At 68.0% G+C, this 22,669-nt stretch carries 19 protein-coding genes and 1 pseudogene; 9 read left to right on the top strand and 11 right to left on the bottom strand.

Translation table 11 applies throughout. From position 1 onward, the window contains the following. Positions 1-22: 22 nt before the first annotated feature. Both KRX52_RS09625 and cobA read left to right on the top strand, forming a co-directional pair. Positions 23-2,725, top strand: a complete 2,703-nt coding sequence (locus KRX52_RS09625) for a nitrate reductase (protein ID WP_217681523.1) — start codon at positions 23-25, stop codon at positions 2,723-2,725. A 192-nt stretch (positions 2,726-2,917) separates the two neighbouring features. Next, positions 2,918-3,697, top strand: coding sequence for a uroporphyrinogen-III C-methyltransferase (gene cobA, locus KRX52_RS09620; RefSeq protein WP_217681522.1), 780 nt, complete (start codon positions 2,918-2,920; stop codon positions 3,695-3,697). A gap of 465 nt (positions 3,698-4,162) precedes the next feature. Here the strand turns inward: cobA and KRX52_RS09615 are convergent, their stop codons facing one another. After that, on the bottom strand, positions 4,163-5,050 hold the full coding sequence (locus KRX52_RS09615; protein ID WP_217681521.1) for an AEC family transporter: 888 nt from the start codon (positions 5,048-5,050) through the stop codon (positions 4,163-4,165). 101 nt (positions 5,051-5,151) lie between these two features. Between KRX52_RS09615 and KRX52_RS09610 the strand changes: the two genes are divergently transcribed. Further along, entirely contained in the window at positions 5,152-5,958 is an 807-nt protein-coding gene (locus KRX52_RS09610; RefSeq protein WP_217681520.1) for a c-type cytochrome, read from the top strand. A gap of 73 nt (positions 5,959-6,031) precedes the next feature. Then, positions 6,032-6,427 carry a rhodanese-like domain-containing protein gene (locus tag KRX52_RS09605; protein ID WP_254797472.1) on the top strand — a complete coding sequence of 132 codons (396 nt, stop codon included), beginning with the start codon at positions 6,032-6,034 and terminating at the stop codon, positions 6,425-6,427. A gap of 13 nt (positions 6,428-6,440) precedes the next feature. Here the strand turns inward: KRX52_RS09605 and KRX52_RS09600 are convergent, their stop codons facing one another. The 3 genes from KRX52_RS09600 to selD form a co-directional block, all read right to left on the bottom strand. Then, positions 6,441-6,725, bottom strand: a complete 285-nt coding sequence (locus KRX52_RS09600) for a hypothetical protein (protein WP_217681519.1) — start codon at positions 6,723-6,725, stop codon at positions 6,441-6,443. A gap of 110 nt (positions 6,726-6,835) precedes the next feature. Next, the gene (gene mnmH / locus KRX52_RS09595) at positions 6,836-7,942 is read right to left on the bottom strand and encodes a tRNA 2-selenouridine(34) synthase MnmH (protein ID WP_217681518.1); all 1,107 of its coding nucleotides are present in this window, start codon (positions 7,940-7,942) and stop codon (positions 6,836-6,838) included. Next, positions 7,942-8,976, bottom strand: coding sequence for a selenide, water dikinase SelD (selD, locus tag KRX52_RS09590; RefSeq protein WP_217681517.1), 1,035 nt, complete (start codon positions 8,974-8,976; stop codon positions 7,942-7,944). Before selD ends, mnmH begins: the two co-directional genes overlap by 1 nt. Before the next feature lie 195 nt (positions 8,977-9,171). Between selD and KRX52_RS09585 the strand changes: the two genes are divergently transcribed. Further along, positions 9,172-10,167, top strand: a complete 996-nt coding sequence (locus KRX52_RS09585) for a patatin-like phospholipase family protein (RefSeq protein WP_217681516.1) — start codon at positions 9,172-9,174, stop codon at positions 10,165-10,167. A gap of 39 nt (positions 10,168-10,206) precedes the next feature. Here the strand turns inward: KRX52_RS09585 and KRX52_RS09580 are convergent, their stop codons facing one another. From KRX52_RS09580 to KRX52_RS09550, 7 genes and pseudogenes are all read right to left on the bottom strand, one after another. Then, positions 10,207-11,766: a YdgA family protein gene (locus KRX52_RS09580; RefSeq protein ID WP_217681515.1), complete on the bottom strand. Its 1,560-nt coding sequence runs from the start codon at positions 11,764-11,766 to the stop codon at positions 10,207-10,209. A 48-nt stretch (positions 11,767-11,814) separates the two neighbouring features. Continuing rightward, the gene (locus KRX52_RS09575) at positions 11,815-12,882 is read right to left on the bottom strand and encodes an AI-2E family transporter (RefSeq protein WP_217681514.1); all 1,068 of its coding nucleotides are present in this window, start codon (positions 12,880-12,882) and stop codon (positions 11,815-11,817) included. Positions 12,883-12,955: 73 nt separating this feature from the next. Further along, complete coding sequence (locus tag KRX52_RS09570; RefSeq protein ID WP_217681513.1) at positions 12,956-13,768, bottom strand: DUF4892 domain-containing protein; 813 nt, start codon at positions 13,766-13,768, stop codon at positions 12,956-12,958. A 145-nt stretch (positions 13,769-13,913) separates the two neighbouring features. Further along, positions 13,914-14,777, bottom strand: a complete 864-nt coding sequence (locus tag KRX52_RS09565; protein WP_217681512.1) for an alpha/beta fold hydrolase — start codon at positions 14,775-14,777, stop codon at positions 13,914-13,916. 4 nt (positions 14,778-14,781) lie between these two features. Continuing rightward, a complete protein-coding gene (gene sixA / locus KRX52_RS09560; RefSeq protein WP_217681511.1) occupies positions 14,782-15,252 on the bottom strand; it encodes a phosphohistidine phosphatase SixA in 471 nt (156 codons plus the stop codon). 194 nt (positions 15,253-15,446) lie between these two features. Beyond that, positions 15,447-15,767 (bottom strand): annotated as a pseudogene (locus KRX52_RS20735) (DUF4389 domain-containing protein); the annotation flags it as partial. A gap of 26 nt (positions 15,768-15,793) precedes the next feature. Further along, positions 15,794-16,816: an NAD(P)H-dependent glycerol-3-phosphate dehydrogenase gene (locus KRX52_RS09550; RefSeq protein WP_217681509.1), complete on the bottom strand. Its 1,023-nt coding sequence runs from the start codon at positions 16,814-16,816 to the stop codon at positions 15,794-15,796. 153 nt (positions 16,817-16,969) lie between these two features. Here KRX52_RS09550 and KRX52_RS09545 point away from each other — a divergent pair, with 153 nt between their 5' ends. From KRX52_RS09545 to fabA, 4 genes are all read left to right on the top strand, one after another. Then, the gene (locus tag KRX52_RS09545) at positions 16,970-19,114 is read left to right on the top strand and encodes a TonB-dependent receptor plug domain-containing protein (protein ID WP_217681508.1); all 2,145 of its coding nucleotides are present in this window, start codon (positions 16,970-16,972) and stop codon (positions 19,112-19,114) included. Positions 19,115-19,133: 19 nt separating this feature from the next. After that, positions 19,134-20,039 carry an ABC transporter substrate-binding protein gene (locus KRX52_RS09540; RefSeq protein WP_217681507.1) on the top strand — a complete coding sequence of 302 codons (906 nt, stop codon included), beginning with the start codon at positions 19,134-19,136 and terminating at the stop codon, positions 20,037-20,039. Beyond that, complete coding sequence (locus KRX52_RS09535) at positions 20,039-21,964, top strand: ATP-binding protein (protein ID WP_437439697.1); 1,926 nt, start codon at positions 20,039-20,041, stop codon at positions 21,962-21,964. Before KRX52_RS09540 ends, KRX52_RS09535 begins: the two co-directional genes overlap by 1 nt. 186 nt (positions 21,965-22,150) lie before the next feature. Continuing rightward, positions 22,151-22,666 (top strand): 3-hydroxyacyl-[acyl-carrier-protein] dehydratase FabA, encoded by a 516-nt coding sequence (gene fabA / locus KRX52_RS09530; RefSeq protein WP_217681505.1) that lies wholly within the window; start codon positions 22,151-22,153, stop codon positions 22,664-22,666. Positions 22,667-22,669: the final 3 nt, after the last annotated feature.

Here is a 22,669-nt window from a genome sequence, read left to right as displayed (position 1 = left end):
TGCATCACACGGAGCGACTGCCATGACTCGGCCCACCCAGACCACCGCCTCCACCTGCTGCTACTGCGGCGTCGGCTGCGGCGTGCTGATCGAGCACGATGGCGAACACATCACCGGCGTGCAGGGCGATCCGCAGCACCCGGCCAACTACGGCCGCCTGTGCAGCAAGGGTTCGACCCTGCACCTGACCGGCGATCTGGCCGCCCGCGCGCTGTACCCCGAGCTGCGCCTGGGCAAGGGCCTGGCCCGCGCGCGCACCGACTGGGACGGCGCCCTGGATCACGCCGCCAACGTGTTCGCCGAGACCATCCGCGAGCACGGCCCGGACAGCGTGGCCTTCTACATCTCCGGCCAGCTGCTGACCGAGGACTACTACGCCTTCAACAAGCTGGCGCGCGCGCTGATCGGCACCAACAACATCGACAGCAACTCGCGGCTGTGCATGTCCTCGGCGGTGGTCGGCTACAAGCGCAGCCTCGGCGCCGACGCCCCGCCCTGCTCCTACGAGGACATCGAGCAGAGCCATTGCCTGCTGATCGCCGGCAGCAACATGGCCTACGCCCACCCGGTGCTGTTCCGCCGCCTGGAGGCGGCCAAGGCGCACCGTCCGGACATGAAGGTGATCGTGGTCGACCCGCGGCGCACCGACACCTGCGAGCTGGCCGACCTGCACCTGGCGATCCTGCCCGGCACCGACGTGGCGCTGTTCCACGGCATCCTGCACATCCTGCTGTGGGAAGGCTGGATCGACCGCGCCTTCATCGACGCCCACACCGAGGGCTTCGACGCCCTGAAGAAGCTGGTGCGCGACTACACCCCAGCGGCGGTGGCGGAGATCTGCGGCATCTCCGTCGACAACCTGCAGCTGTGCACCGAGCTGATCGGCAAGGCGCCCTCCTTCCTGTCCCTGTGGTGCATGGGTCTCAACCAGTCCAGCGCCGGCAGCGCCAAGAACAGCGCGCTGATCAACCTGCACCTGGCCACCGGACAGATCGGCCGGGTCGGCGCCGGTCCCTTCTCGCTCACCGGCCAGCCCAACGCCATGGGCGGGCGCGAGACCGGCAGCCTGGCCAACCTGCTGCCCGGTCACCGCGAGGCCGGCAATGCCGCGCATCGCGCCGAGGTCGCCGGCTACTGGGGCGTCGACCGCCTGCCCGAGCAGCCCGGCCTGTCCGCCATCGAACTGTTCGAGGCCGTAAGGGTCGGCAAGATCAAGGCGCTGTGGATCGCCTGCACCAACCCGGCGCAGTCGATGCCCGACCAGACCAGGATCCATGACGCCTTGGCCGCCTGCCCGTTCGTGGTGGTGCAGGAGGCCTTCTTCACCACCGAGACCTGCCGCTTCGCCGACCTGCTGCTGCCCGCCGCCAGCTGGGGCGAGAAGGAAGGCTCGGTGACCAACTCCGAGCGGCGCATCAGCCATGTGCGCCGCGCCGTGCGAGCGCCCGCAGAGGCGCGGCCGGATTGGGCGATCGTCTGCGACTTCGCCCGCCGCCTGGACCCTCTCCTGCGCCCCGGCCTGCCCAGCCTGTTCGACTTCGCCGACCCTGCCGCGCTGTTCGAGGAGTACAAGCAGCTCACCGCCGGCCGCGACCTGGACCTGTCCGGGATCAGCCATGCGCTGCTCGACGACCTCGGCCCGCAGCAGTGGCCGTTCCCCGCCGGCGCCACCCGCGGCACAGCGCGCCTTTACGGCGATGGGGTGTTCCCCACCGCCAGCGGTCGCGCGCAGTTCGTCGCCGATCCGTACCGCGCCGCCCAGGAGCAGCGCGAGGCGCGCTATTCGCTGACCCTCAACACCGGCCGCCTGCGCGACCAGTGGCACGGCATGAGCCGCACCGGCACCGCCGCGCAGCTGTTCGGCCACGTCGAGGAGGCCACGCTCAGCCTGCACCCGGACGAATTGCAGCGCCGGCGTCTGGCCAGCGGCGATCTGGTCAAGCTGCGCAGCCGCCGCGGCAGCCTGATCCTGCCGGTACAGGCCGACGACAACATCCGTCCCGGCCAGGCCTTCCTGCCGATGCACTGGGGCGACCGCTTTCTCAAGGGCCTGGGCACCAACGTGCTGACCCTGCCGGCCTTCGATCCGCTGTCCAAGCAGCCGGAGCTCAAGCACGCCGGCGTCGAGGTGGACAAGGTCGAGCTGCCCTGGCAGCTGTTCGCCCTGGTCGAGGGCGAGGTGCAGGAGCGCTTCGAGGCCCTGCGCCCGCTGTTCGAATCGTTCGCCTACGCCAGCCTGACCCTCACCGGCCGCGAGCGCCCGGCGCTGCTGATCAAGGCCGCCAGCGCCGTGGCCCCCGAGACCGAACTGCTGGCGAAGATCGACCGCCTGCTCGGCCTCGACCAGGGTCCGGTACTGGCCTACGACGACCCGCGCCGCACCGTCGGCAAGCGCGTGCGCATCGAGGACGGGCGCATCGTCGCGATCCGCCTGGCCGGCGAAACAGCCGCCCGCGACTGGCTGAAGGCGCTGTGGAGCGAGGGCAGCGCCGACGCCGAGCTGCGCCGCTGGCTGCTCGCCCCGCTCAGCACGCCGCCGGGCAACGCCGGAGGCTGCAAGAGCAAGACGGTGTGCAGCTGCATGAACGTCAGCGATGCGGCGATCCGCGCCGGCATCGAGCGCGGCCTCGACCTCGACGGCCTCAAGCAGGAGCTCAGGTGCGGCACCAGCTGCGGCTCCTGCGTGCCGGAAATCAAGCGGCTGCTAGCGAAGACCCCGGCCTGAACCGTTGACGAACCGTAGGGTGGGTTAGACCGCAGGTCGTAACCCACCAACCGGCCGCGAGGCCGGCAAGCGCGATGCCTCACGGCATCGTTGGTGGGTTACGCCGCAAGCGGCTAACCCACCCTACACAGATTCGATGAATGCCCCGCCGGCGTGGCAACGCCGGCAAGCGACACGAGAGAGGTGGTGAACATGAGCGCAAAAGTCTGGCTGATCGGCGCCGGCCCCGGCGACCCGGAACTGCTGACCCTCAAGGCCGTGCGCGCCCTGGGCGAGGCCGAGGTGGTGATGATCGACGACCTGGTCAACCCGGTGGTGCTCGAACACTGCCCGCAGGCACGGGTCATCGGCGTCGGCAAGCGCGGCGGCTGCCGCTCCACACCGCAGGAGTTCATCCACCGTCTGATGCTGCGCTACGCCCGCCAGGGCAAGTGCGTGGCGCGCCTGAAGGGCGGCGATCCGTGCATCTTCGGCCGCGGCAGCGAGGAAGCCGACTGGCTGGCCGAGCGCGGCATTGCCACCGAGATCGTCAACGGCATCACCTCCGGGCTGGCCGGCGCCACCCAGTGCGGCATCCCGCTGACCCTGCGTGGCGTGGCCCGCGGCGTGACCTTGGTCACCGCCCACACCCAGGACGACAGCAGCCTCAACTGGCCGGCGCTGGCGCAGAGCGGCACCACCCTGGTGGTGTACATGGGCGTGGCCAAGCTGGCCGACATCCGCGACGGCCTGCTGGCCGGCGGCATGCGCGCCGACATGCCGGCGGCGATGATCGAGAACGCCTCGCTGCCCCAGCAACGTGAATGCCGCAGCAGCCTCGGCGGAATGCAGCAGGACGCCGCCACCTTCGGGCTGAAAAGCCCGGCGATCCTGGTGATCGGCGAAGTGGCGGCGGCGCGGATGGCGGAACTGTTGCCGGTCATGACGGAACAGGCGCGGCCACGCCTGCGAGCAGCGGCGGGCACACGCTGAAGGATAAGCCGAAGCCGACAACGCAAGCTCGGTACGCCACGAGACCACAGAACCGGACGAACGGTCGCCTCAAACTCAGGCCAGGGGAGTGGCTTGATAGCGACGCCTGCAAAGGCTCTGCAACAGGGCTTCTGCAGAAGAAAACCGGCAATCCATGAGGTACATAAGCAAATCAGGAAACTTTTTGGCAGCAAAAACTTCTAAACCTTTACGACTTTGACCTCTAGAGTATGCTGTTACAGGCAACGGCAAGCCGCATGGCATTGTCGTTGATCAACGCCAGCGGCTTGTTTCAGGGGGACAATTCCCTGTCTCAACCCAGCCAACAACAATAAAAGGCGCTCAACAATGGTCAAATTCAATCCAAAATGGCGGCAGGCTGCCTTGGCCGTGCTGGTCGTTACCCTTTTGCTGGTTCTACCCAATCTGAGCCGCATGATCAGCTGACCCGCGTCCAGCCCGACGTCAACGCACGGTCGGCAGCAACCAGACCAGCAATAGCGGCAACACGACGAACGATAGCAGTGTCGAACACATGACCAGACTCGCCACCTCTTCCGGCGAGCGGTTGGCGCGCACAGCGAACAGGTAGTTGAACACTGCCACCGGCATCGCCGACTGCAGCACCAATACCGCCTGCGCCAGCGGCGGCAGATCCAGCAGGTGGCCAATCAGCCAGCCTACCCCGCCACCGCACAGAATGCGCAACGCACCGAGCAGCATGCCCCGGCCAAGGTGCTGCACGCGAATGCTCGCCAGCGACACGCCCAGGGTGATCAGCATCATTGGAATGGCCGTCCCACTCAGCAGGTTGACCGTATTGGCCAGCCAGCGCGGCAGCTCGAGATCGAACAGCATCACCACGAGGGCCGCGCCCAGGCTCAGGATGATCGGGTTGACCAGCAGCTTGCGCCACGAGGGCTCGGCACCGGAGAGGATCATCCCCAGGGTGAAGTGGCCCACCGAGAGCATCAGGAAGAACGCCACCGCCAGCGCCAGGCCGTGCTCGCCGAAGGCGTACAGGCTGATCGGCAGGCCCATGTTGCCGGTATTGGGGAACAGGTAGGCCGGCACCAGCACCTTCCAGTCCATGGCCAGGGTCCGGCTCAGGACCACACCGATCAGCCCCATCAGCACCGACACCACCACGCAGGCCAGCGCCATCTGGCCGAAAGCCTGGGCATCGACCTCGGTGCGGCTGAGGCTGGAGAGCACCAGACAGGGCGTGCCGATGTTCAGTACCAGGCGGGCGACGAAATCGGTGGGGTAAGCCTGCCCGGAACGGACCCAGGCGTATCCGATCCCGGCGACGATCAGCACCGGCGCCATCACGGCGAACAACTCGGCAAGCATGAGCCTTCCTTGCGGCAAAGATGGCGATCCTACGCGGCCGGGACGCGCCCTGCCAAGTTTGCTAAGGTTTCGCACGCCTCCTCGCTCCGGAAGACCTGCCCATGCGCGCCCTGCTGCTTCTGCTCGCCCTGCTCCCCGCCATGGCCAATGCCGCCGAACTGCTGGTGGAGCTGGCCGACGGCAGCCACCGCTACAGCAGCGCCGAGCTGCTCGCCCACCCGGCCAGCCGCGAGCTGGAGATTCCCGCCGACGTGGCCTACAAGCGCGCGATGCACTACCGCGCCGTGCCGCTGGCCGAGCTGCTCGAGGGGGTGAAAGCGGAGGATCATCTGCAGGCGGTGGCCGACGACGGCTTTGCCGCCGAGCTGCCGGCCGCCGCCCTGCTCGACGCCAAGGGCGCCCGCGCCTGGCTGGCGGTGGAAGACCCGGCCAAGCCGTGGCCGGCGCTGGGCAAGGCCGGGAAGAGCGCCGGCCCCTTCTATCTGGTATGGACCCATCCCGAAGCAGAGCAGATCGGCGCCGAGCAATGGCCGTTCCGCATGGTGCGCCTGCGCATACTGGCGCCGGTGGCCGAGCGCTTCCCCGCGCTGCGCCCGGACCCAGCGCTGGCGGTTGACGACCCGATCAATCTCGGCTTCGCCCAGTTCCAGAAAAACTGCCTGGCCTGTCACCGCCTGAACAAGCAGGGCGACGCGGCCTTCGGGCCGGATCTCAACCTGCCCTACAACCCCACCGAATACCTGCGCGCCGACCTGCTGCGCCGCTACATCCGCGACCCGCAGTCCCTGCGCCACTGGCCACAGGCGCGCATGCCGGGCTTTGCCGCAACCGCGCTGAGCGAGGATCAGCTCGACCACTTGCTCGCCTACCTGCGCCACATGGCCGGACGCAAGGTCGCCGCCGACTGACGGCAGGCGCGCGCAGCGTCGGCAGGCAGCAGCTCTGTTAGGGTATGGGGAGATGTCTGAAGGAGTGTTTTCGATGATGCGCCGTCTGCTGCTCGCCCTTAGCCTGATCCTGCCGTTGTCCGCCTGCCGGGCGGATACCCCGCCGCAAACCCTGGCCGCGATCCAGAACGGCTCGCATGTGCTGATCGACGTGCGTACCAGCGAGGAGTTCGCCGCCGGCCACCTGCAAGGCGCCCGACTGATCCCCCACTACCGCATCGGCGCGGAGATCAGCGCCCTCGCCCCCGACAAGAACACGCCCATCGTGCTCTACTGCCGCAGCGGCCGCCGCTCGAACATCGCCCGCCAGACGCTGCTCCAGCTGGGCTACACCCAGGTCGTCGATGCCGGCAGCTACGAGCAGTTGAAGGCTGACCTGGCGGCGGCCGGCGCCGACGCCGACGCCTGCAGCCCGACCACCAAGTGCTGAAGCCGCCCGGCGCTCAGCGCCCGGCGCGCGACTCGCGGATGTAGTAGCGGGCCCGTTCGGCCTTCTGGATGCAGCCTTCGTAGGCCTCGAACTGCTGCTGGGTCTTGGCCGCGGTGATCAGCGAGAGGGCCTTGGAGTAGCTGACGGTTCCGGCGAAGCCTTCGGCCTTGGCCAAGTCCAGCTCCTTCCAGGCAGCGTTCAGGGAATAGGCGCAGCCATCGCGGTTTTGCACTTTGCCGGCGCAACCGCCCAGCGCCAGGCCAAGCACCAGCACGGGCAGCACGATCCAAGTCTTCATCGTCGGTCTCCTTCCACAGGAATCCCTGCAAGTCTAGGCGGCAAAAGCGCCGGCGACAGGCCGCCGGCGCAGCAAAGTGCACGGCCCGGGCAATCCCGGGCCGCCAGCTCTCACTGACGATTGACTGCCCGCTGGCGCAGATACTCCACCACTGCCTGCTGGTCGCCGCTGAACTCGATGCGCGCCGCCTTGCTTTCGCGCTGGTAGGCGTACATCGGGTCGTAGTACTCGCCGAGCAGGCCTTCGATCCAGCCGCGGTGCAGGTCGACCGCGCCGCTGCGCTGCTGCTCGGCCAGCGCCTCATCCATGATCGCCGCCAGACGCTGGTAGCGCTCGCCACCCAGGCGCTTGACGATGTTCTTCAAGCTCTGCTGCAGGCGCTCGGCAAAGGCGACAAAACCCTGCTCCTCGCCGTGCAGGGCAATGAATTCGGCGGACAGGTCGATCACGTAGTCGCCGAGGATGCGCTCGACACGTCCTTCGACGCTGTCTTCCAGCCAGACCAGCGGGTACTGCTGCATGCCATGGTGCAAGGGCAGCGGCAGCGAGCAGATGCCGATCAAGCGGCTCTCGTCCTCGACGACGAACTGCTGCATGCCGGCGGCGCGCTTCTTCAGCAGGTCGATGGCCAACAGGTTCTCGAAGTCGATCTGCCCCGGCTGCGGCGTGGCATGCTTGCCGAAGCTGGAGCCGCGATGGTTGGCGTGGCGCTCGAGGTCGACGGCGTTGTCCAGCTGCGCCAGCACCTCGGTCTTGCCGGTGCCGGTGAGGCCGCCGACGATCACGAAGTCGCACTCGGCCACCGCCGCCTCGGTGGTGTCGATGAGGAAGTTGCGCAGCGCCTTGTAGCCGCCGATCACCCGCGGATACTCGATGCCGGCCTCGTCCTTGAGCCACTGCTGGGTGATCTGCGAGCGCAGGCCGCCGCGGAAGCAGTACAGGTAGCCGTCGGGATTGGCGCGTGCGAAGGCCGCCCAGGCCTCGATGCGCTCGGCCTTGACCTGGCCTCGCACCAGTTGGTGCCCCAACTCGATGGCGGCGTCCTGGCCGTGCTGCTTGTAGCAGGTGCCGACCTTCTGCCGCTCGATGTCGTTCATCAGCGGCAGGTTGACCGTGTGCGGGAAGGCGCCTTTGGTGTATTCCACCGGGGCGCGCACGTCCATCAGCGGCAGGTCGTTGAGGAAGATTTCGCGGTAGTGGGCACTGTTGGCACGCATCAGAGCACCTCTACCGCGTGGTTCTGTCGGGCCACCAGCACGCCGATCGGCGCCAGCTCGAGACCGAGTTCGGCGGCCAGGGCGAGGAACTCCGCCTCGCCGGCAGGCGTGACCGCGACCAGCAGGCCGCCGCTGGTTTGCGGGTCGCAGAGCAGCAGCTTCTGCGCTTCCGGCAGCGGGGCGATCCGGTCGCCGTAGCTATCGAAGTTGCGCAGCGTGCCGCCGGGCACGCAGCCCTGTTCGAGGTAGTGGTCGACGCCGGCGATGCGCGGCACCGCCGCATAGTCGATGCGCGCGGTCAGGCCGCTGCCGTCGGCCATCTCCACCAGGTGGCCGAGCAGGCCGAAGCCGGTGACGTCGGTCATCGCCTTGACCTGCTCCAGCTTGCCGAAGCGGGCGCCGGGCTTGTTCAGGGTGCACATCCAGTCACGGGCCAGGCCGACATCCTCGGCACGCAGCTTGCCCTTCTTCTCGGCGGTGGTGAGGATACCGATGCCCAGCGGCTTGGACAGGTACAGCCGGCAGCCTTCGGTGGCGGTGTCGTTGCGCTTCATGAATCGCTTGTCGACGATGCCGGTGACCGCCAGGCCGAAGATCGGCTCGGGGGCGTCGATGGAGTGACCGCCGGCCAGGGGGATGCCCGCCTCGTCGCAGACCGAGCGACCGCCGCGGATCACCTCGCGGGCCACTTCCGGCGCCAGCACGTTGACCGGCCAGCCGAGGATGGCGATGGCCATCAGCGGGTCGCCGCCCATGGCATAGATGTCGCTGATGGCGTTGGTCGCGGCGATGCGACCGAAGTCGAAGGGATCGTCGACGATCGGCATGAAGAAGTCGGTGGTGGAGACCACCCCGCGCTCCTCGTCGATGGCATAGACTGCCGCGTCGTCGCGCGAGGCGTTGCCGACCCACAGTTTGGGATCGAGGTTCTGCGCGCCACTGCCGGCGAGGATCACCTCCAGCACCTTGGGGGAAATCTTGCAGCCGCAGCCGGCGCCGTGACTGTACTGGGTGAGGCGGATCGGTTCGCTCATGGGGCACTCCGGGTATTCGATGGCGGCGATTCTAGCAAACGCCACGGGACAAGACCCACAGCACCCCGGATGGGGTGCGCAAGGGCCATACTGAAACAAAGGGCGTGAAGGATACGACGGTGCATGACCGTCACGCCCGGCCGGCAGGGCTTGCACCGGTTGGTCCGGCCATAGGTTCAAAGGGGGGAAGACATCATGGGCAAACGTGTCGCGCTGGTGCTCGGCTCGGGCGGCGCTCGCGGCTATGCGCATATCGGGGTGATCGAGGAACTGGAAGCCCGCGGCTACCAGATCTCCTGCATCGCCGGCAGTTCGATGGGCGCGGTGATCGGCGGCATCTACGCCGCCGGCAAGCTGCCGGTCTACCGGCGCTGGGTGGAAACCCTCGACTATCTGGACGTGCTGCGCCTGCTCGACGTCAGCTTTTCGCTGGGGGCGATTCGCGGCGACCGCATCTTCGGGCGCATCCGCGCCTTCCTCGGCGAGATCAACATCGAAGACCTGCCGATCCCCTACACCGCCGTGGCCACCGACCTGACCAACCAGCAGGAGGTGTGGTTCCAGGAGGGTTGCCTGCACCAGGCCATGCGGGCCTCGGCAGCGATTCCCAGCCTGTTCACCCCGGTGGTGCAGGGCTCGCGGGTGCTGGTCGACGGCGGCCTGCTCAACCCGATCCCGATCGTGCCGGTGGTCTCCAGCCGCTGCGACCTGATCGTCGCGGTCAACGTCAACGCCAGCAACCAGGTGCAGTACGAACTGCCGGTGATCGAGCGACCACCGGCCATGCGCAACCGCCTCGACCAGATGATGGGGTCCATCGGCGCGCTGGGCGCGCGCCTGGCCTTTCGCCGTCGCGGCGACAGCGAGTTCCCCGCCCTGCTGGCCACCGCGGCGGAGTTCGCGCCGGCCGGCTCGCCCCACGGCGTCGCCTCATTCAAGGCCAGCCATACCCATGTGGTGGAAAACGAGGCGCCGGACAGCGTGCTGGAGATGATCAACCAGAGCTTCGACGTGATGCAGAACTCGCTGGCGCAGTACAAGATCGCCGGCTACCCGCCGGACATCCTGGTCAACGTACCGAAACGGGTGTGTCGCTTCTTCGAGTTCTACAAGGCCCCGGAGCTGATCGCCCTCGGCCGGCAGATCGCCAGCGACTCGCTGGACAAGTACGAGCAGCACCACCCCAGCTGAAGCGACGCCGCGGGAGGCTGGCGGCGCCCTGCGCCCTGCTCAGCGCGGTTCGACCGCGCTGTCTGTGGCCATCGCCCCGCGGTCTGCGCCCGGCTGCGCTTGCCTATCACCGGCGGCGGCGCCCTCCTCCCCGTCCATCATCAGGCCCATGGCCTCGGCCGGCGCCACGGACAACAGCAGGCCGGCAAACTGCTCGGCCGGCAGGGTTTGACCATTGAATTCGATCTGGCCGTCGGCATAACTCAGGCTGGCGACGATGTTGTCGCCCTCCACGCGGGCAAACTGCAGGGAGGAAGCCATCTCGTCGGCCATCTCCGCCAACTGGGTGGCTTCCAGGGCCGCCGCTGCCGGGTCGCCGGCCGGATCCAGAGCGGCCTGGTACATCACCACATCGCGGATCATCGGCTTGGCCAGCACCAGGTGCACATCCAGCTTGCCGACCAGTTGCCGGGCCAGCTCCGCCGGCGGCAGCTCATAGGACACCGGCCGGGCCAGGTCGACCATCAGGCTGAAGCGGCTCTCACCGTTGGCGGTCTTCAGCGACAGGTTGTCCAGCGCCAGTTTCGGCTGGCCCGCCAGCAGCGCACCAAGGCCCGCTTGCAGGCCGTCCTGCTCCTCCGCCGACAGGCCGGTATCGCCGTCCGGCTGGGTCTGCAGGCGGCGCAGGAGGCCCGTGTACCAGTCGCCGAGGTTCTTCAGCGCCAGCACATCCAGATTGGCCAGACTCAGGCTCAGGTTGAGCGAACCCAGCGGCTGGCCGCCGTAACTGAGCATGCCGATGTCGTAGCCGACGGCGCCCTTCATCTGCCCGCCCAGCTCCTCGAGCCGGTCGGCCTGCACGAAGTCGCGCACCTCGACCGGCGGCTTGCCCGCCTGCAGCAGCTGCACCTGCTGCAGGGCCAGACGACTGTCGCCGGTGTACAGCCCGGACTGGCCGAGACGATAATCGCTGCGCAGGCTCAGGCCCTTGAGCTGGAGCTGCAGCGGCTCGCCGTCGCGGTTCAGGTCCAGACTCAGGCTGTCCATGCCGCCGGCCAGCCGGAGGTACTCGGACTGCGCCCCGGCGGCCACCTCGAGGTCCATTCCGGAGAAACGCACGCTGTTGCCCTCCCCGGCCAATTGCAGGGGAAGTAGGGTCACCCGACCGGTGACGCTGTTGTCGTAGTTCAGCACCAGGCTGCCGGTCAGCGGCGAGCTGCCACCGGCGCCGACGAACCAGGGGATGACATCCTCGCTGCGCTCCAGCTCGAAGCGGCTGGTCGCCATCACCGGCTTCAGCTCCAGGGACTGCAGCCGCGACAGCGGCAGGGGACCATGCTCGATGTGGTCGCTGAACCGCAGCACGGTCGGCGCCTCGCCGCTCGAGGTGTCGTCCAGGGTGAGCCGGTAGTGGGCGGTACTGGTGAAAAAGCCACGTTCCACAGCCACCAGCTCCATGCTGACGCCGGCGCCGGGCACGGAATCCTGCAGCTGTTCGTTGCCCTGGCGGATGGAGGTTTGCAGTACCTCCTCCAGTTGCATGCCGGTATACCAGGGGGCGAGCGTGCCAACCACGCCGGCCGCGACCAGCACGGCCAGGGCGATCCTTGTCTTGTACATATCGACTCTTCCAGTTGAGTAGGAGGGGACGCCGGCCCCCGGCGCGGCTCAGGCCGACGCGTCGGGCGGCGACGGACGCCGCGTGTGCTGCGAACCGGCGATCCAGTCGCCGATCAGGCTGTAGGCCACCGCCAGCAGGGTCGGGCCGAGGAACAGGCCCATGAAGCCGAAGGCCAGCATGCCGCCGAGCACACCAAGCAGCACCACCACCAGCGGCAGGGTGCCACCCCGGCTGATCAGGTAGGGCTTGAGCACGTTGTCCACGCCGCTGACGACCACCAGCCCCCAGATACCGAGGAACAGACCCATGCCATAGTCGCCCTGCCAGAACAGCCAGGCGGTAGCCGGCCCCCAGACCAGCGGCGGAATCATGATGAAACTGAAGGCAAAGGTCAGCAGCCCGAGGATCAAAGCGCCCGGCACGCCGGCGATGAGAAAGCCGATATAGGCCAGCAGTGCCTGCGCCGCGGCGGTGCCGATCACCCCGTTGACCACCCGCTGCACGGTGCCGGCCACCAGCGCCAGGTAGTGATCGGCGCGCTCGCCCATCAGACGCTCCAGCAGGCTGCGGGTGTACTCCGCCATCCGCGGACCGTCGCGGTAGAAGAAGAACAGCAACACCAGGCTCAGCACCAGCTCCAGCACCCCCTTGCCCAGCTGGGCGCTGCGCGCCAGCAGCCAGTTGCCCACCTCGCCCAGATACGGCTTGAGCGTGACGAACAAGGCCGTGCCCTGCTGGTCGATGGAATTCCACAGCTCCACCAGCCGGGCGCCGAACAGCGGCACGCCGGCCAGCCAGGTCGGCGGCGGCGGCAGGCCTTCGACCTGCAGGTCCTTGAGCAGGGTCACCACCGAGCGGACATGATCGGCCAGGTTGAAGCCGAGCCAGACCAGCGGCCCCGCCACCAGCAGCATCCAGGCCAGCGTGAGCACCAAGGCGGCAGCCGCGGTGCGCCCGCCCAGCAGGCGGGTCAGGCCGAGCATCAGCGGCCAGCTGGCGAAGGCCAGCACCGCGGCCCAGAACAGCGCCGACCAGAACGGCGTCAGCACCCACAGGCAGGCACCGAGCAGGGCCAGCATCAGAATCTGCACCAGCAGACGGTCGTGCTCGATCATCGGGCCATCCCTTGCAACAGGCTGCCGGTCACCGCCGGCGAAAAAACCACTCGCGCCGCGACGACGCAGCGGCTCAACGCAACCACTCCACACGCAATCCCGGCGCCTCGTTCACCGCGCTTTCCAGCCGCACGGCGCGGGTACCGCCGGCGATCAGGGCATCTCGCCAGGCCGGCGCGCTGCGGCCACTGAGCAGCAGGCGCACGCCGGTATCCAGACGCAGGACCCGGGCCAGCAGGGCCAGCCAGGGATCGGCCGGCTCGTTCGGCAGCTGCGCCAGTTCCAGCACGCCGGCGGTCTTCAGCTGGCGCAGCAGGGTTTCCGCGTTGGGCAGATGCTCGCCCAGCGGCACATTGGCTTGCAGCTGTTCGACATGCAGATAGGCACGCCGCGTGCCACGGGTGATCGCATAGAGCGCCAGCAGGCTGTCCTGCCGCGGCGCGGCCAACTGCAGCAGCAGGTAGGCCTGTTGCTCGTCGGGGCCGTACAGGCGCGCATTGCCGAACACGTTGTTGGCCCACAGGCTGCTGGCGCCGCATTCGCGCCCCTCGCACCAGTGCAGCGGCTGCGCGCCCTGTGCCAGCAGCGCGGTGCGCGCCTGGGCGAAGGCGTCGCCGCTGCTGTGCCCGGCCGGCAGCTCGTAGGTCAGCGCGCTCAGGCGGCCGACCACGTCGATCTCGCCATCCACCCGCAGGCGGCCGCTGATGCGCCGCAAGGCACTCTGCGGGTAGATGCGCTCGACGCTGTCCTCCTGGCGGTAGTCGACGATCTCGGCGCGGGCGAAGCGCGGCAGAAACTCCAGGTCGCTGCTGCCTGGCACATCCGCGCCCGCCGCCATACTGGCCAGCAGCGCGGCGACGGCCAGGGCGGGTCTCCATGCCTTCATCGGATCGACTTCGCCGGCACGGCCCGCAGTCCGGGTTCGAGGGCAACGGCAATCCTGCGGCCCTGGGCGGTCCCGGCGGTATACAGCTCGATCATGCGATTCTCCCGTGCGATGCCTGCCAGCGTCGACAGTTGCCCGGCGCAAGTCAAGGCGCAGCGAACAAGGCTTTGAAACAGTCTGCTACTGCGCTGGCGCCAGCCTCGTCGTCGAGGTGCAGGTGATGACCACCGGGCAGGCGGTGCAGCGCGATCGGCAGGCTCTCGATCAGCGCCAGCCACTCGGCGCGCTGCACGGGAAGCCCCTCCTCGGCCAGCACCAGGCTGACCGGGCAGCGCAGCGCGCGGGCGAAAGCCTCGGCCTGGGCGGGGGTCAGGCGCAGCGGCGACGGCAGGGTCAGGCGCGGATCGGTGCGCCAGGTATAGCTGCCGGCCTGCGGTGCCAGACCACGACTGGCGAGCAGTTCGGCCGCCTCGCGGCTGAGCGGATAGCCGCCACGCAGGCGCGCCTCCACCGCCCGCTCGACGCTGGCATACACCGGCCTGCGCTTGCCGGCCTGTGCCAGCTGGGCATTGAGCGCCTCCCCGAGCTTGGGCGGCGCCAGCTCGGGCTCGTGGGTCAGCGGCAACAGTCCGTCGATCAGCGCCAGGCGCGCGACCCGTTCGGGCAAGGCCGCAGCCAGCAGCATCGAAACGATCGCCCCCAGCGAATGGCCAAGCAGCGAGAAGCGCTGCCAGCCGAGCTGCTCGGCGACCAGCAGTGCATCCAGCGCGTAGTCCCACAGCTGGTAGCTGGCGCCCGCGGGGCGGTAGCCCGACAGGCCGTGACCGGCCAGGTCGAGGGCCACGATGCGCAAGCCGTCGAGCTTGGGCGCCAGACGGGCGAAGCTCATGGCGTTGTCCAGCCAGCCGTGCAGGGCCAGCACCGGCTGGCCGTCCTCGGGGCCGTAGAGATGGGCCGCCAGCTCGATATGCGGCAGGTTGAGGCGGATCTCCTCGAAGTGGACGTTCATCGCCTCAATGCGCCACCGGCGGGTGATGCAGCGCCCGCAGGTCCATCACCCCGGCCAGCGGCATCTCGCCCTCGAGCAGCGCCAGGCTGGCGGTATTGAGGGGCAGCGGCTGCTGCAGATGGCCGTGCACCAGCAGCCCGGCCAGGGCGCCCAGCAGCGGCTGGTGGCTGACCAGCAGCAGGTTGTGCTCGCGGCGCTCGGCCAGCAGTTGCAGGACCTGGCGCGGATCGTCGTCCGGGGTAATGCCGTCGACGGTGTACAGCGCCGGTAGGCGGCCCAGCGCCTCGTGCACCAGTTCGGCGGTCTGCTGGGCACGCACGTAGGGACTGACCAGGATCGCATCCAGCGGCTCGCCGAGCAGATGGCCGGCGGCATGCAGCACCTCGCGCCGGCCGTGCTCGGTCAGCTCGCGCAGGTGATCACCGCTTCGCACGTAGGGGCCGGCCTGGCCGTGACGCAGCAGCCACAACCTCATGCCTTGGGTTCCGCCGGGGCATCGGGAGTGGCCTCCGGCTTCACTTCGCTCTCGGCGACCGGTTCGGACTCGCCGCTGGCGGCGCTCTCGGGCTGCGCTGCTGGCTCGTCTTGCGCCTGCGCCGCCGCAGTTTCGGCAGCTGGAGCCGGCTCGGCGCTGGCGGCCTGCGCAACGGGGCTGCTGCTCGCTGCGGCTGCAGCCTCGCCAGCGGCACGCACCGCCTCGGCGCCCTCACCCTGCGGCTCGCGCGGGGTCGGCCAGTCGGTGAACGGCCAGGGCTTCTCGTCACTGTGGAAGCTGCCGAAGCGACCGATCTGCGCCAGGTACTGGCTGAGGCTGTCGCCGAAGTTCATCACGTCCACATTCGGCCGCCCCTTGAACAATCGGTAGACCAACTGCACCACCACCACCGCCAGCAGCACCAGCTCGGCAACCTGCCAGACCAGCACGAACAGCGCCATCCATACGATCCGCAGGATCAGGCCTTCACAATTGTTCTGTTTGCAGTAGGACATGCAACTCGCTCCCTTGCGTATGCAATCTAGAAACCGCTGGCGGAAATGAAATCGACGTCGGTCTTCGGCTCGCCGGACATCAGCAGGCCGATCACCTGTTCGAGGGTGCGGCCCTCAAAAAGTATGGCATGCAGGCCGGCAACCAGCGGCATGTACACCCCCAGCTGGTCGGCGCGGGCCTTGAGCACGCGGATGGTGTTGACCCCCTCGGCCACCTCGCCCAGCCGCGTCACCGCATCCTCCAGGCTCAGCCCCTGCCCCAGAGCGTAGCCGACCTGATAGTTGCGGCTCTTCGGTGACGAACAGGTGACGATCAGGTCGCCGACCCCGGCCAAGCCGAGAAAGGTCATCGGGTTGGCGCCCATGCGGACGGCAAAGCGGGTCATCTCGGCCAGCGCGCGGGTGATCAGCATGCTCTTGGTGTTCTCGCCCATGCCCAGCGCGACAGCCATGCCGGACATGATCGCGTAGACGTTCTTCAGCGCCCCGCCCAGCTCGACGCCGAAGCGGTCGCGACTGGCGTAGACGCGGAAGGTGCGCCCGTGCAGCACCTGTTGCACGCGCCGGCACAGTTCCTCGTCCTCGCTGGCGACCACCGTGGCGGTCAGCGCATGCTCGGCGATCTCGCGCGCCAGGTTCGGCCCGGAAATCACCCCGATGCGCGCCTGCGGGGCGATTTCCTCGAGGATCTGACTCATCAGCTTGAAGGTGTTCGCCTCGATGCCCTTGGTGGTACTCACCAGCAGCTTGCCCGCCAGCAAATCGGCCACGGGCTGCAGCGCCGCGCGCAGGGCCGAGGACGGCAGCACGACGAACACCAGGTCGCAGGCCTGCAGGGTCGCCGCCAGATCGGTGACCGGCTCGACGCCTTCATGCACCTTGATGCCCTTGAGATAGCGCGGGTTCTCGCGCTTCACCCGGATCGCCTCGGCCTGCGCCGCGTCGCGCATCCACAGGCGCACGCGCTGGCCGTTTTCCGCCAGCAGGTTGGCCAGCGCGGTGCCGAAGCTGCCGCCGCCCAGCACGGCAATGGGTTGCTGCTCAGTCATGATGAATCCGTATCCAGCCGCCACGCGGCAATCGCTGCATTATACGGGGCCCCCGCCGGCCTACCAGCACACTGTGATTGCCCTCGCTGGCAAATTGCTTCACCTCGGGTACCATGCGCGCCCGCTTATTTGCTCAGACTAGGGGATGCTGCCATGGTTGGCTGCATACGCACCGCACTGGCGCTGCTGGCCGGCGCGCTGGTGGCCGGCAAGGTATTTGCCGCAGACCTCTTCGCCAACACTCCCGACCTGCCCGAAATCCTCACCGCCACGCGCCTGCAGCAGGCACCGGCGGCGGTGCCGGGCAGCGTCAGCGTGATCGACCGGGAGCTGATCCGCGCCAGCGGTGCCCGCGAGCTGCCGGAGCTGCTGCGGCTGGTGCCGGGCATGCTGGTGGTGCCGCAGAACGGCAACGCCACCACCGTCAACTATCACGGCAGCAGCGCCAACCAGGCCCGCCGCCTGCAGGTGCTGGTGGACGGCCGTTCGGTCTATCGCTCGGGCTTCGCCCAGGTCGACTGGAACGACATCCCGCTGGCCATCGAGGATATCGAGCGCATCGAGGTGTTCCGCGGCCCCAATACGGTCAGCTACGGCGCCAACGCGCTGATGGCGGTAGTCAACATCCTGACCCGCGCCCCGCGCGACAGCCACGGCAGCCGCCTGAAGGTCACCCGCGGCCAGCGCGGCATCGACGACTGGTACGCCAGCCACGGCTTCGGCTGGAATGGCGGCGACCTGCGCCTGTCACTGTCCGGTCTGGAGGACGACGGTTTCGACCACAAGGCGGACGGCAGCGCCTTTCGCGACAGCCAGCGGCTCAGCCGGCTCAACCTGCGCCTGAGCCAGGAGCTGGACGAGCGCCAGTCGCTCGACTGGCAGCTGGCGCTCAAGGAAGGCAGCAATCAGGTCGACAACCACTACCAGCCGGTCCTGCCGATCGCCGCCCAGCCGTGGGAACAGGACGGCGACGCGGACGTGCGCGCCCGCGACTTCGCCAGCAGTCTGCGCTGGAGTCTCGACCTCAACGCCGAACACAGCCTGTACGTGCAGGGCAACGTGCAGCAGTGGGAGCGCCTGCGCCAGTGGCGTGCCTGCGAGGGTGCCGTAGCGTTCAGCCCGCAGCTGCGCGCGCTGTGGGATTCCTCGCCGAGCTACGTCAAAGCCCTCAGCGCGAATCTGGCCAGCGGGCGCTTCGTGCCGCCCGCCGGCACGTCCGCGCAGGTGGCGTTGGCCAGCCAGTTCCTGCAGCAGGCCGCCGCCAGCTTCGACCCATCTACCGGGGTCCTGGCGCACAGCTGCGGCCTGATCAACGAAGATGTGCGCGAGAACCGCTTCGACCTGGAAATACAGGACACCCTCAGCCTGTCCGACAGCCTGCGCCTGGTCAGTGGCCTGAGCTACCGCCACGACCAGGCCGACTCGCAGGTCTACCTCAACGGCGCGCGCAGCAAGGACACCTGGAGCCTGTTCAGCCAGTTCGAGTGGCATATCGACCCGCACTGGCTGCTGCAGGGTGGCGCCATGTTCGAGGACGACAACTCGGTCGGCAGCTCGCTGTCGCCGCGCATCGCCCTCAACTACCTGCTCACCCCCGCCCACGGTCTGCGCGCGGTGTATTCCGAAGCGGTGCGCTCGCCGGACATGTTCGAGAACCATGCCGACTGGCAATACCGCGTGCGCGACCTGCGTCCGAGCGCCCTCGGCCAGAGCGAGGCGCTCTACTTCGCCAGCGCGCGCGGCCCCGGCGATCTCGAGCAGGAGCGCATGCGCTCGCGGGAACTGGGCTACCACGGCAGCTTCGCCGAACTCGGCCTCAATCTCGACGTCAAACTGTTCTACGACGAGATCAGCGACCTGATCAGCGAGCCGCTCCAGGTTTACAATTTCACCCCGAGTAACGACAACCGCCTGCGCCTCAAGGGCGTCGAGAGCGAACTGGACTGGCAGGTGACCCCCGATGATCGCCTGCGCCTCGGCCATGCCTATATCGAATTCGACGCCAGCCACCGTATCGACCAGCGCCTGACACCGCGCCATAGCGGCTCGCTCGCCTGGCTGCACGACTGGGGTCGCGGTTGGTCAAGCAGCCTGTTCTACTATGGAGCTGATAGTCTTAACGAATACCGCTTCGAGCGCACCGACCTGCGGGTGGCCAAACGCCTGCAGTTCGGCAACCACCGGGTGGAACTGGCCGGACTGCTGCAACAGCGTCTGGACGATGAGCCACTCGGCTGGGAGGACAACAATTACGACGAGCGCCAGGTGTTCTGGTTCTCCGCCGAGCTCGAACTCTGACCCCATGCCGAACTCAAGGATGAGTATTCTGTATCCCTTCGCCGCGCTGGCCTGCCTACTGGCCCTGCTCGTCTGGCCGCCGCCCGTCATGGCCAGCGAGATCCTGCTCGCCGCCAGCAAAGACAGCCCGGCCTTGCGGCAGTTCGTCGCCGACCTGGCTGCGCGCCGCCCGGAAGACCGGGTGCGCTTCGTGCCTGCCAGCGACCTGACCACGCCCTCGGCCCTGCCCGCCGACAGCCGCCTGGTTCTCCTGGGGGCCGACGCACTGGACTGGCGCCTGAACGATCCGGGCGGACCGCCCACCCTGGTCATGCAGATCAGCCGGGTGCAGGCCCAGCAGCGCCTGAAGGACAGCCGGCCCGCGAATCTGACCCTGCTGTGGAGCGATCCGTCACCGGAGCGCCAGTTGCGCCTGATCCGCCAGCTGCTGCCGCAGGCAGGCAGGATCGGTCTGCTGTATGGCGACAACAGCCGCTTCCTGGTCAACGAAGTACGCCAGCAGGCGGCCGCGCAGGGACTGGCAGTCCATGCCTGGTTCTGGCCGGACACCGGCGACAGCCGCCCACTGAACCGCATGCTCGACGAAAGCGACGTGCTGCTCGGCGTGGATGACCCGGCCCTGTTCAACCCACTGACGATCAAGAGCGTGCTGCTCGCCAGCTACGGCCGCAAGCAGGTGCTGATCGGCCCGAGCGCGGCCTTCGTTCCCGCCGGCAGCCTGAGCAGCAGCTACAGCGACCAGCGTGACTGGCTGAACAGTCTCGACGAGTTGCTGTCGCAGCCGCCGGCGCAATGGCCACGCGCAGCCTATCCGCGCTATTTCAAGGTTCTCAGCAACCCGCAGGTCGCCCGCTCGTTGGGCATCGAGCTGAGCGACGACGTCGACCAGGCCGGGCGCCTGCAGCACTGGGAGAGCAGCAAATGATGATGCGCTGGGGACAGAGCGACATCCGCACCCGCACCCTGGCCATCAGCCTTGGCCCGGCGCTGCTGCTGACCCTGCTGCTGACCGGTTACTTCACCTCCACCCGTCTGCAGGACCTGCGTCAGGAGCTGACCCAGACCGGCCAGCAGATCGCCAACCAGCTGGCGCCGGCTACCGAGTACGGCGTGATCTCCGGCAACCTGCCGATCCTCGACAGCCTGCTGCGCGCCAGCCTGGACACCCCGCACGTGCGCTTCATCGAGGTGCGCGACCTCGAGGGTGAAGTGCTCGCCTATGTCGAGCAGGCTCACGAGATGCACGATGCGCGGATCAAGGTGTTCGAGGCGCCGATCCTGCGCCAGGCGATCGCCCTCGACGACTCCTTCCTGCTCACGTCCCCCCAGCCGCAGGCCGATACCGGCCAGGACGTCCTGGGCAGGGTGCTGGTCGGCATGACCGACGAGGCCTTCAGCGAGCGCCAGCAAGAGATCCTGCTGCGTGCCGGCGGTCTGGCCCTGCTGGCCCTGGCCCTGACCCTGCTGATGGCCTATCGCCTGGCACGCAGCCTGGCCGAGCCGATCCGCGCCATGGACAGCGCCGTACAGGCGATCCAGGGCGGCAAGTACCACACCGTGCTACCAACCGATGACCGCGGCGAGCTAGGCGAGCTGGCGCGCCATATCAATCGCATGGCCAGCGCACTGGAACAGGCGCAGAGCGAACAGCAACGCAGCATCACCGAACTGATTGCCGCCCGCGAGGAGGCCGAGCGGGCCAACCGCGCCAAGTCGGAGTTCCTGGCGATGATGAGCCACGAGCTGCGCACGCCGATGAACGGTGTGCTGGGCATGCTGCAACTGCTGGAAACCACCGAGCAGACCAGCGAGCAGGTCGAATACACCACGCTGGCCACCGAATCCACCGAGCACCTGCTCAAGGTGATCAACGACATCCTCGACTTCTCGCGCATCGAGCGTGGCTCGCTGGCGCTGGAGAATATCCCGTTCCGACTGCTCGACCTGATCGTCAGCTCGGTGCAGGTATTTCGCCCCAGCGCCCAGCAGCGCGGCCTGCAGTTGCTGATGGACAGCCAGCCGGGCCTGGAGAACATCGAGGTGCGCGGCGACCCCACCCGCCTGCGCCAGATCCTGGTCAACTTGCTCGGCAATGCGCTGAAGTTCACCGAGGAAGGCAGCATCACCGTGACCACCCACTGGCAGGCGCTCGGCAACCAGACCCTCTGGCTGACCTGCGCGGTGCACGACACCGGCATCGGCATTCCGGCCAGCCGCCTGCGGCACATGTTCGACGCGTTCGAGCAGGCCGACACCTCGACCTCGCGGCGCTACGGCGGCACCGGCCTCGGCCTGTCCATCGCCCGCACCCTGGCCGAGCACATGGGCGGCAGCCTGCGGGCCGAAAGCGCCGTAGGCCAGGGCTCGACCTTCACCCTGGAAATCCCCCTGCCCTGGCGCCAGGTGCAGGTCGAGGAACAGGCGATCCTGGCCGGCACCCAGGACCAGGGCGCCGGGGAGACCGTGCTGCTGGTCGAGGACAACCCGGTCAACCAGACGGTGATCGAGGCCATGCTGCGCAGCCTCGGCTTTGAGGTCCAGCTGGTCAGCGACGGCCTGCAGGCCCTGCAGGCCGTCCACGAGCAGGCCTACGCGGCGATCCTCATGGACTGTCGCCTGCCCGGTCTGGACGGCTATGACACCACCCGGCAGATCCGCGCCACCGAGGGGCCGAACCGTGACGCACCGATCATTGCCCTGACCGCCAATGCCTTGCCGGGCGACCGCGAAACCTGCCTCGCGGCCGGGATGAACGACTACCTGGCCAAGCCGTTCAAACGCTCCGACCTGAGCCTCGCCCTGCAGCGCTGGATAGCCTCGAGACCATCGACGGGTGGCGAATCTGCGTGAAATACGGCACGCTTGCACATTCGCACAGTCATGGACGGCGCCATTCGTCGCAGAATGACCATTGCCGCGCTGTGACTTTCATCAACAGGCCATAGTCTATGACTAGGTCACAGGCACGCTTCCATCAGGGAGGGCGTGACCGGAAAGATCTGCCCCCTGTGGTACAGGGACCGTCGAGGAGCTCGCATGACCAAACAAAACGCCTTCACTCAGGAAGAACTGCTCAGCTGCAGCCGCGGTGAACTGTTCGGCCCGGGTAACGCGCAACTGCCCGCCCCCAATATGCTGATGATGGACCGCATCGTCCACATCAGCGAAACCGGCGGCAAGTACGGCAAAGGCGAAATTGTGGCCGAGCTCGACATCAACCCGGACCTGTGGTTCTTCGGCTGCCACTTCGAAGGCGACCCGGTAATGCCGGGCTGCCTGGGCCTGGACGCCATGTGGCAGCTGGTCGGCTTCTACCTCGGCTGGCAGGGCAACCCCGGCCGCGGCCGTGCCCTGGGCTCGGGCGAAGTAAAATTCTTCGGTCAGGTCTTGCCGACCGCCAAGAAAGTCACCTACAACATCCACATCAAGCGCACCATCACCCGCTCGCTGATCCTGGCCATTGCCGACGGCACCGTGAGCGTAGATGGCCGCGAGATCTACAGTGCCGAAGGCCTGCGCGTCGGTCTGTTCACTTCCACTGATAGCTTTTAAGGG

The sequence above is a fragment of the Geopseudomonas aromaticivorans genome, assembly GCF_019097855.1.
GTDB classification, from domain to species: Bacteria; Pseudomonadota; Gammaproteobacteria; order Pseudomonadales; family Pseudomonadaceae; genus Geopseudomonas; species Geopseudomonas aromaticivorans.
The sequence above is the reverse complement of the archived record's forward strand: the minus strand, read 5'-3'. Positions and strand labels throughout refer to the sequence as shown.

Bases quoted from the DNA above. Each gene is read 5' to 3' on its own strand.
- KRX52_RS09625 (WP_217681523.1), top strand. From the start codon at position 23: ATGACTCGGCCCACCCAGACCACCGCCTCCACCTGCTGCTACTGCGGC.
- cobA (WP_217681522.1), top strand. From the start codon at position 2,918: ATGAGCGCAAAAGTCTGGCTGATCGGCGCCGGCCCCGGCGACCCGGAA.
- KRX52_RS09615 (WP_217681521.1), bottom strand. From the start codon at position 5,050: ATGCTTGCCGAGTTGTTCGCCGTGATGGCGCCGGTGCTGATCGTCGCC.
- KRX52_RS09610 (WP_217681520.1), top strand. From the start codon at position 5,152: ATGCGCGCCCTGCTGCTTCTGCTCGCCCTGCTCCCCGCCATGGCCAAT.
- KRX52_RS09605 (WP_254797472.1), top strand. From the start codon at position 6,032: ATGATGCGCCGTCTGCTGCTCGCCCTTAGCCTGATCCTGCCGTTGTCC.
- KRX52_RS09600 (WP_217681519.1), bottom strand. From the start codon at position 6,725: ATGAAGACTTGGATCGTGCTGCCCGTGCTGGTGCTTGGCCTGGCGCTG.
- mnmH (WP_217681518.1), bottom strand. From the start codon at position 7,942: ATGCGTGCCAACAGTGCCCACTACCGCGAAATCTTCCTCAACGACCTG.
- selD (WP_217681517.1), bottom strand. From the start codon at position 8,976: ATGAGCGAACCGATCCGCCTCACCCAGTACAGTCACGGCGCCGGCTGC.
- KRX52_RS09585 (WP_217681516.1), top strand. From the start codon at position 9,172: ATGGGCAAACGTGTCGCGCTGGTGCTCGGCTCGGGCGGCGCTCGCGGC.
- KRX52_RS09580 (WP_217681515.1), bottom strand. From the start codon at position 11,766: ATGTACAAGACAAGGATCGCCCTGGCCGTGCTGGTCGCGGCCGGCGTG.
- KRX52_RS09575 (WP_217681514.1), bottom strand. From the start codon at position 12,882: ATGATCGAGCACGACCGTCTGCTGGTGCAGATTCTGATGCTGGCCCTG.
- KRX52_RS09570 (WP_217681513.1), bottom strand. From the start codon at position 13,768: ATGAAGGCATGGAGACCCGCCCTGGCCGTCGCCGCGCTGCTGGCCAGT.
- KRX52_RS09565 (WP_217681512.1), bottom strand. From the start codon at position 14,777: ATGAACGTCCACTTCGAGGAGATCCGCCTCAACCTGCCGCATATCGAG.
- sixA (WP_217681511.1), bottom strand. From the start codon at position 15,252: ATGAGGTTGTGGCTGCTGCGTCACGGCCAGGCCGGCCCCTACGTGCGA.
- KRX52_RS09550 (WP_217681509.1), bottom strand. From the start codon at position 16,816: ATGACTGAGCAGCAACCCATTGCCGTGCTGGGCGGCGGCAGCTTCGGC.
- KRX52_RS09545 (WP_217681508.1), top strand. From the start codon at position 16,970: ATGGTTGGCTGCATACGCACCGCACTGGCGCTGCTGGCCGGCGCGCTG.
- KRX52_RS09540 (WP_217681507.1), top strand. From the start codon at position 19,134: ATGAGTATTCTGTATCCCTTCGCCGCGCTGGCCTGCCTACTGGCCCTG.
- KRX52_RS09535 (WP_437439697.1), top strand. From the start codon at position 20,039: ATGATGCGCTGGGGACAGAGCGACATCCGCACCCGCACCCTGGCCATC.
- fabA (WP_217681505.1), top strand. From the start codon at position 22,151: ATGACCAAACAAAACGCCTTCACTCAGGAAGAACTGCTCAGCTGCAGC.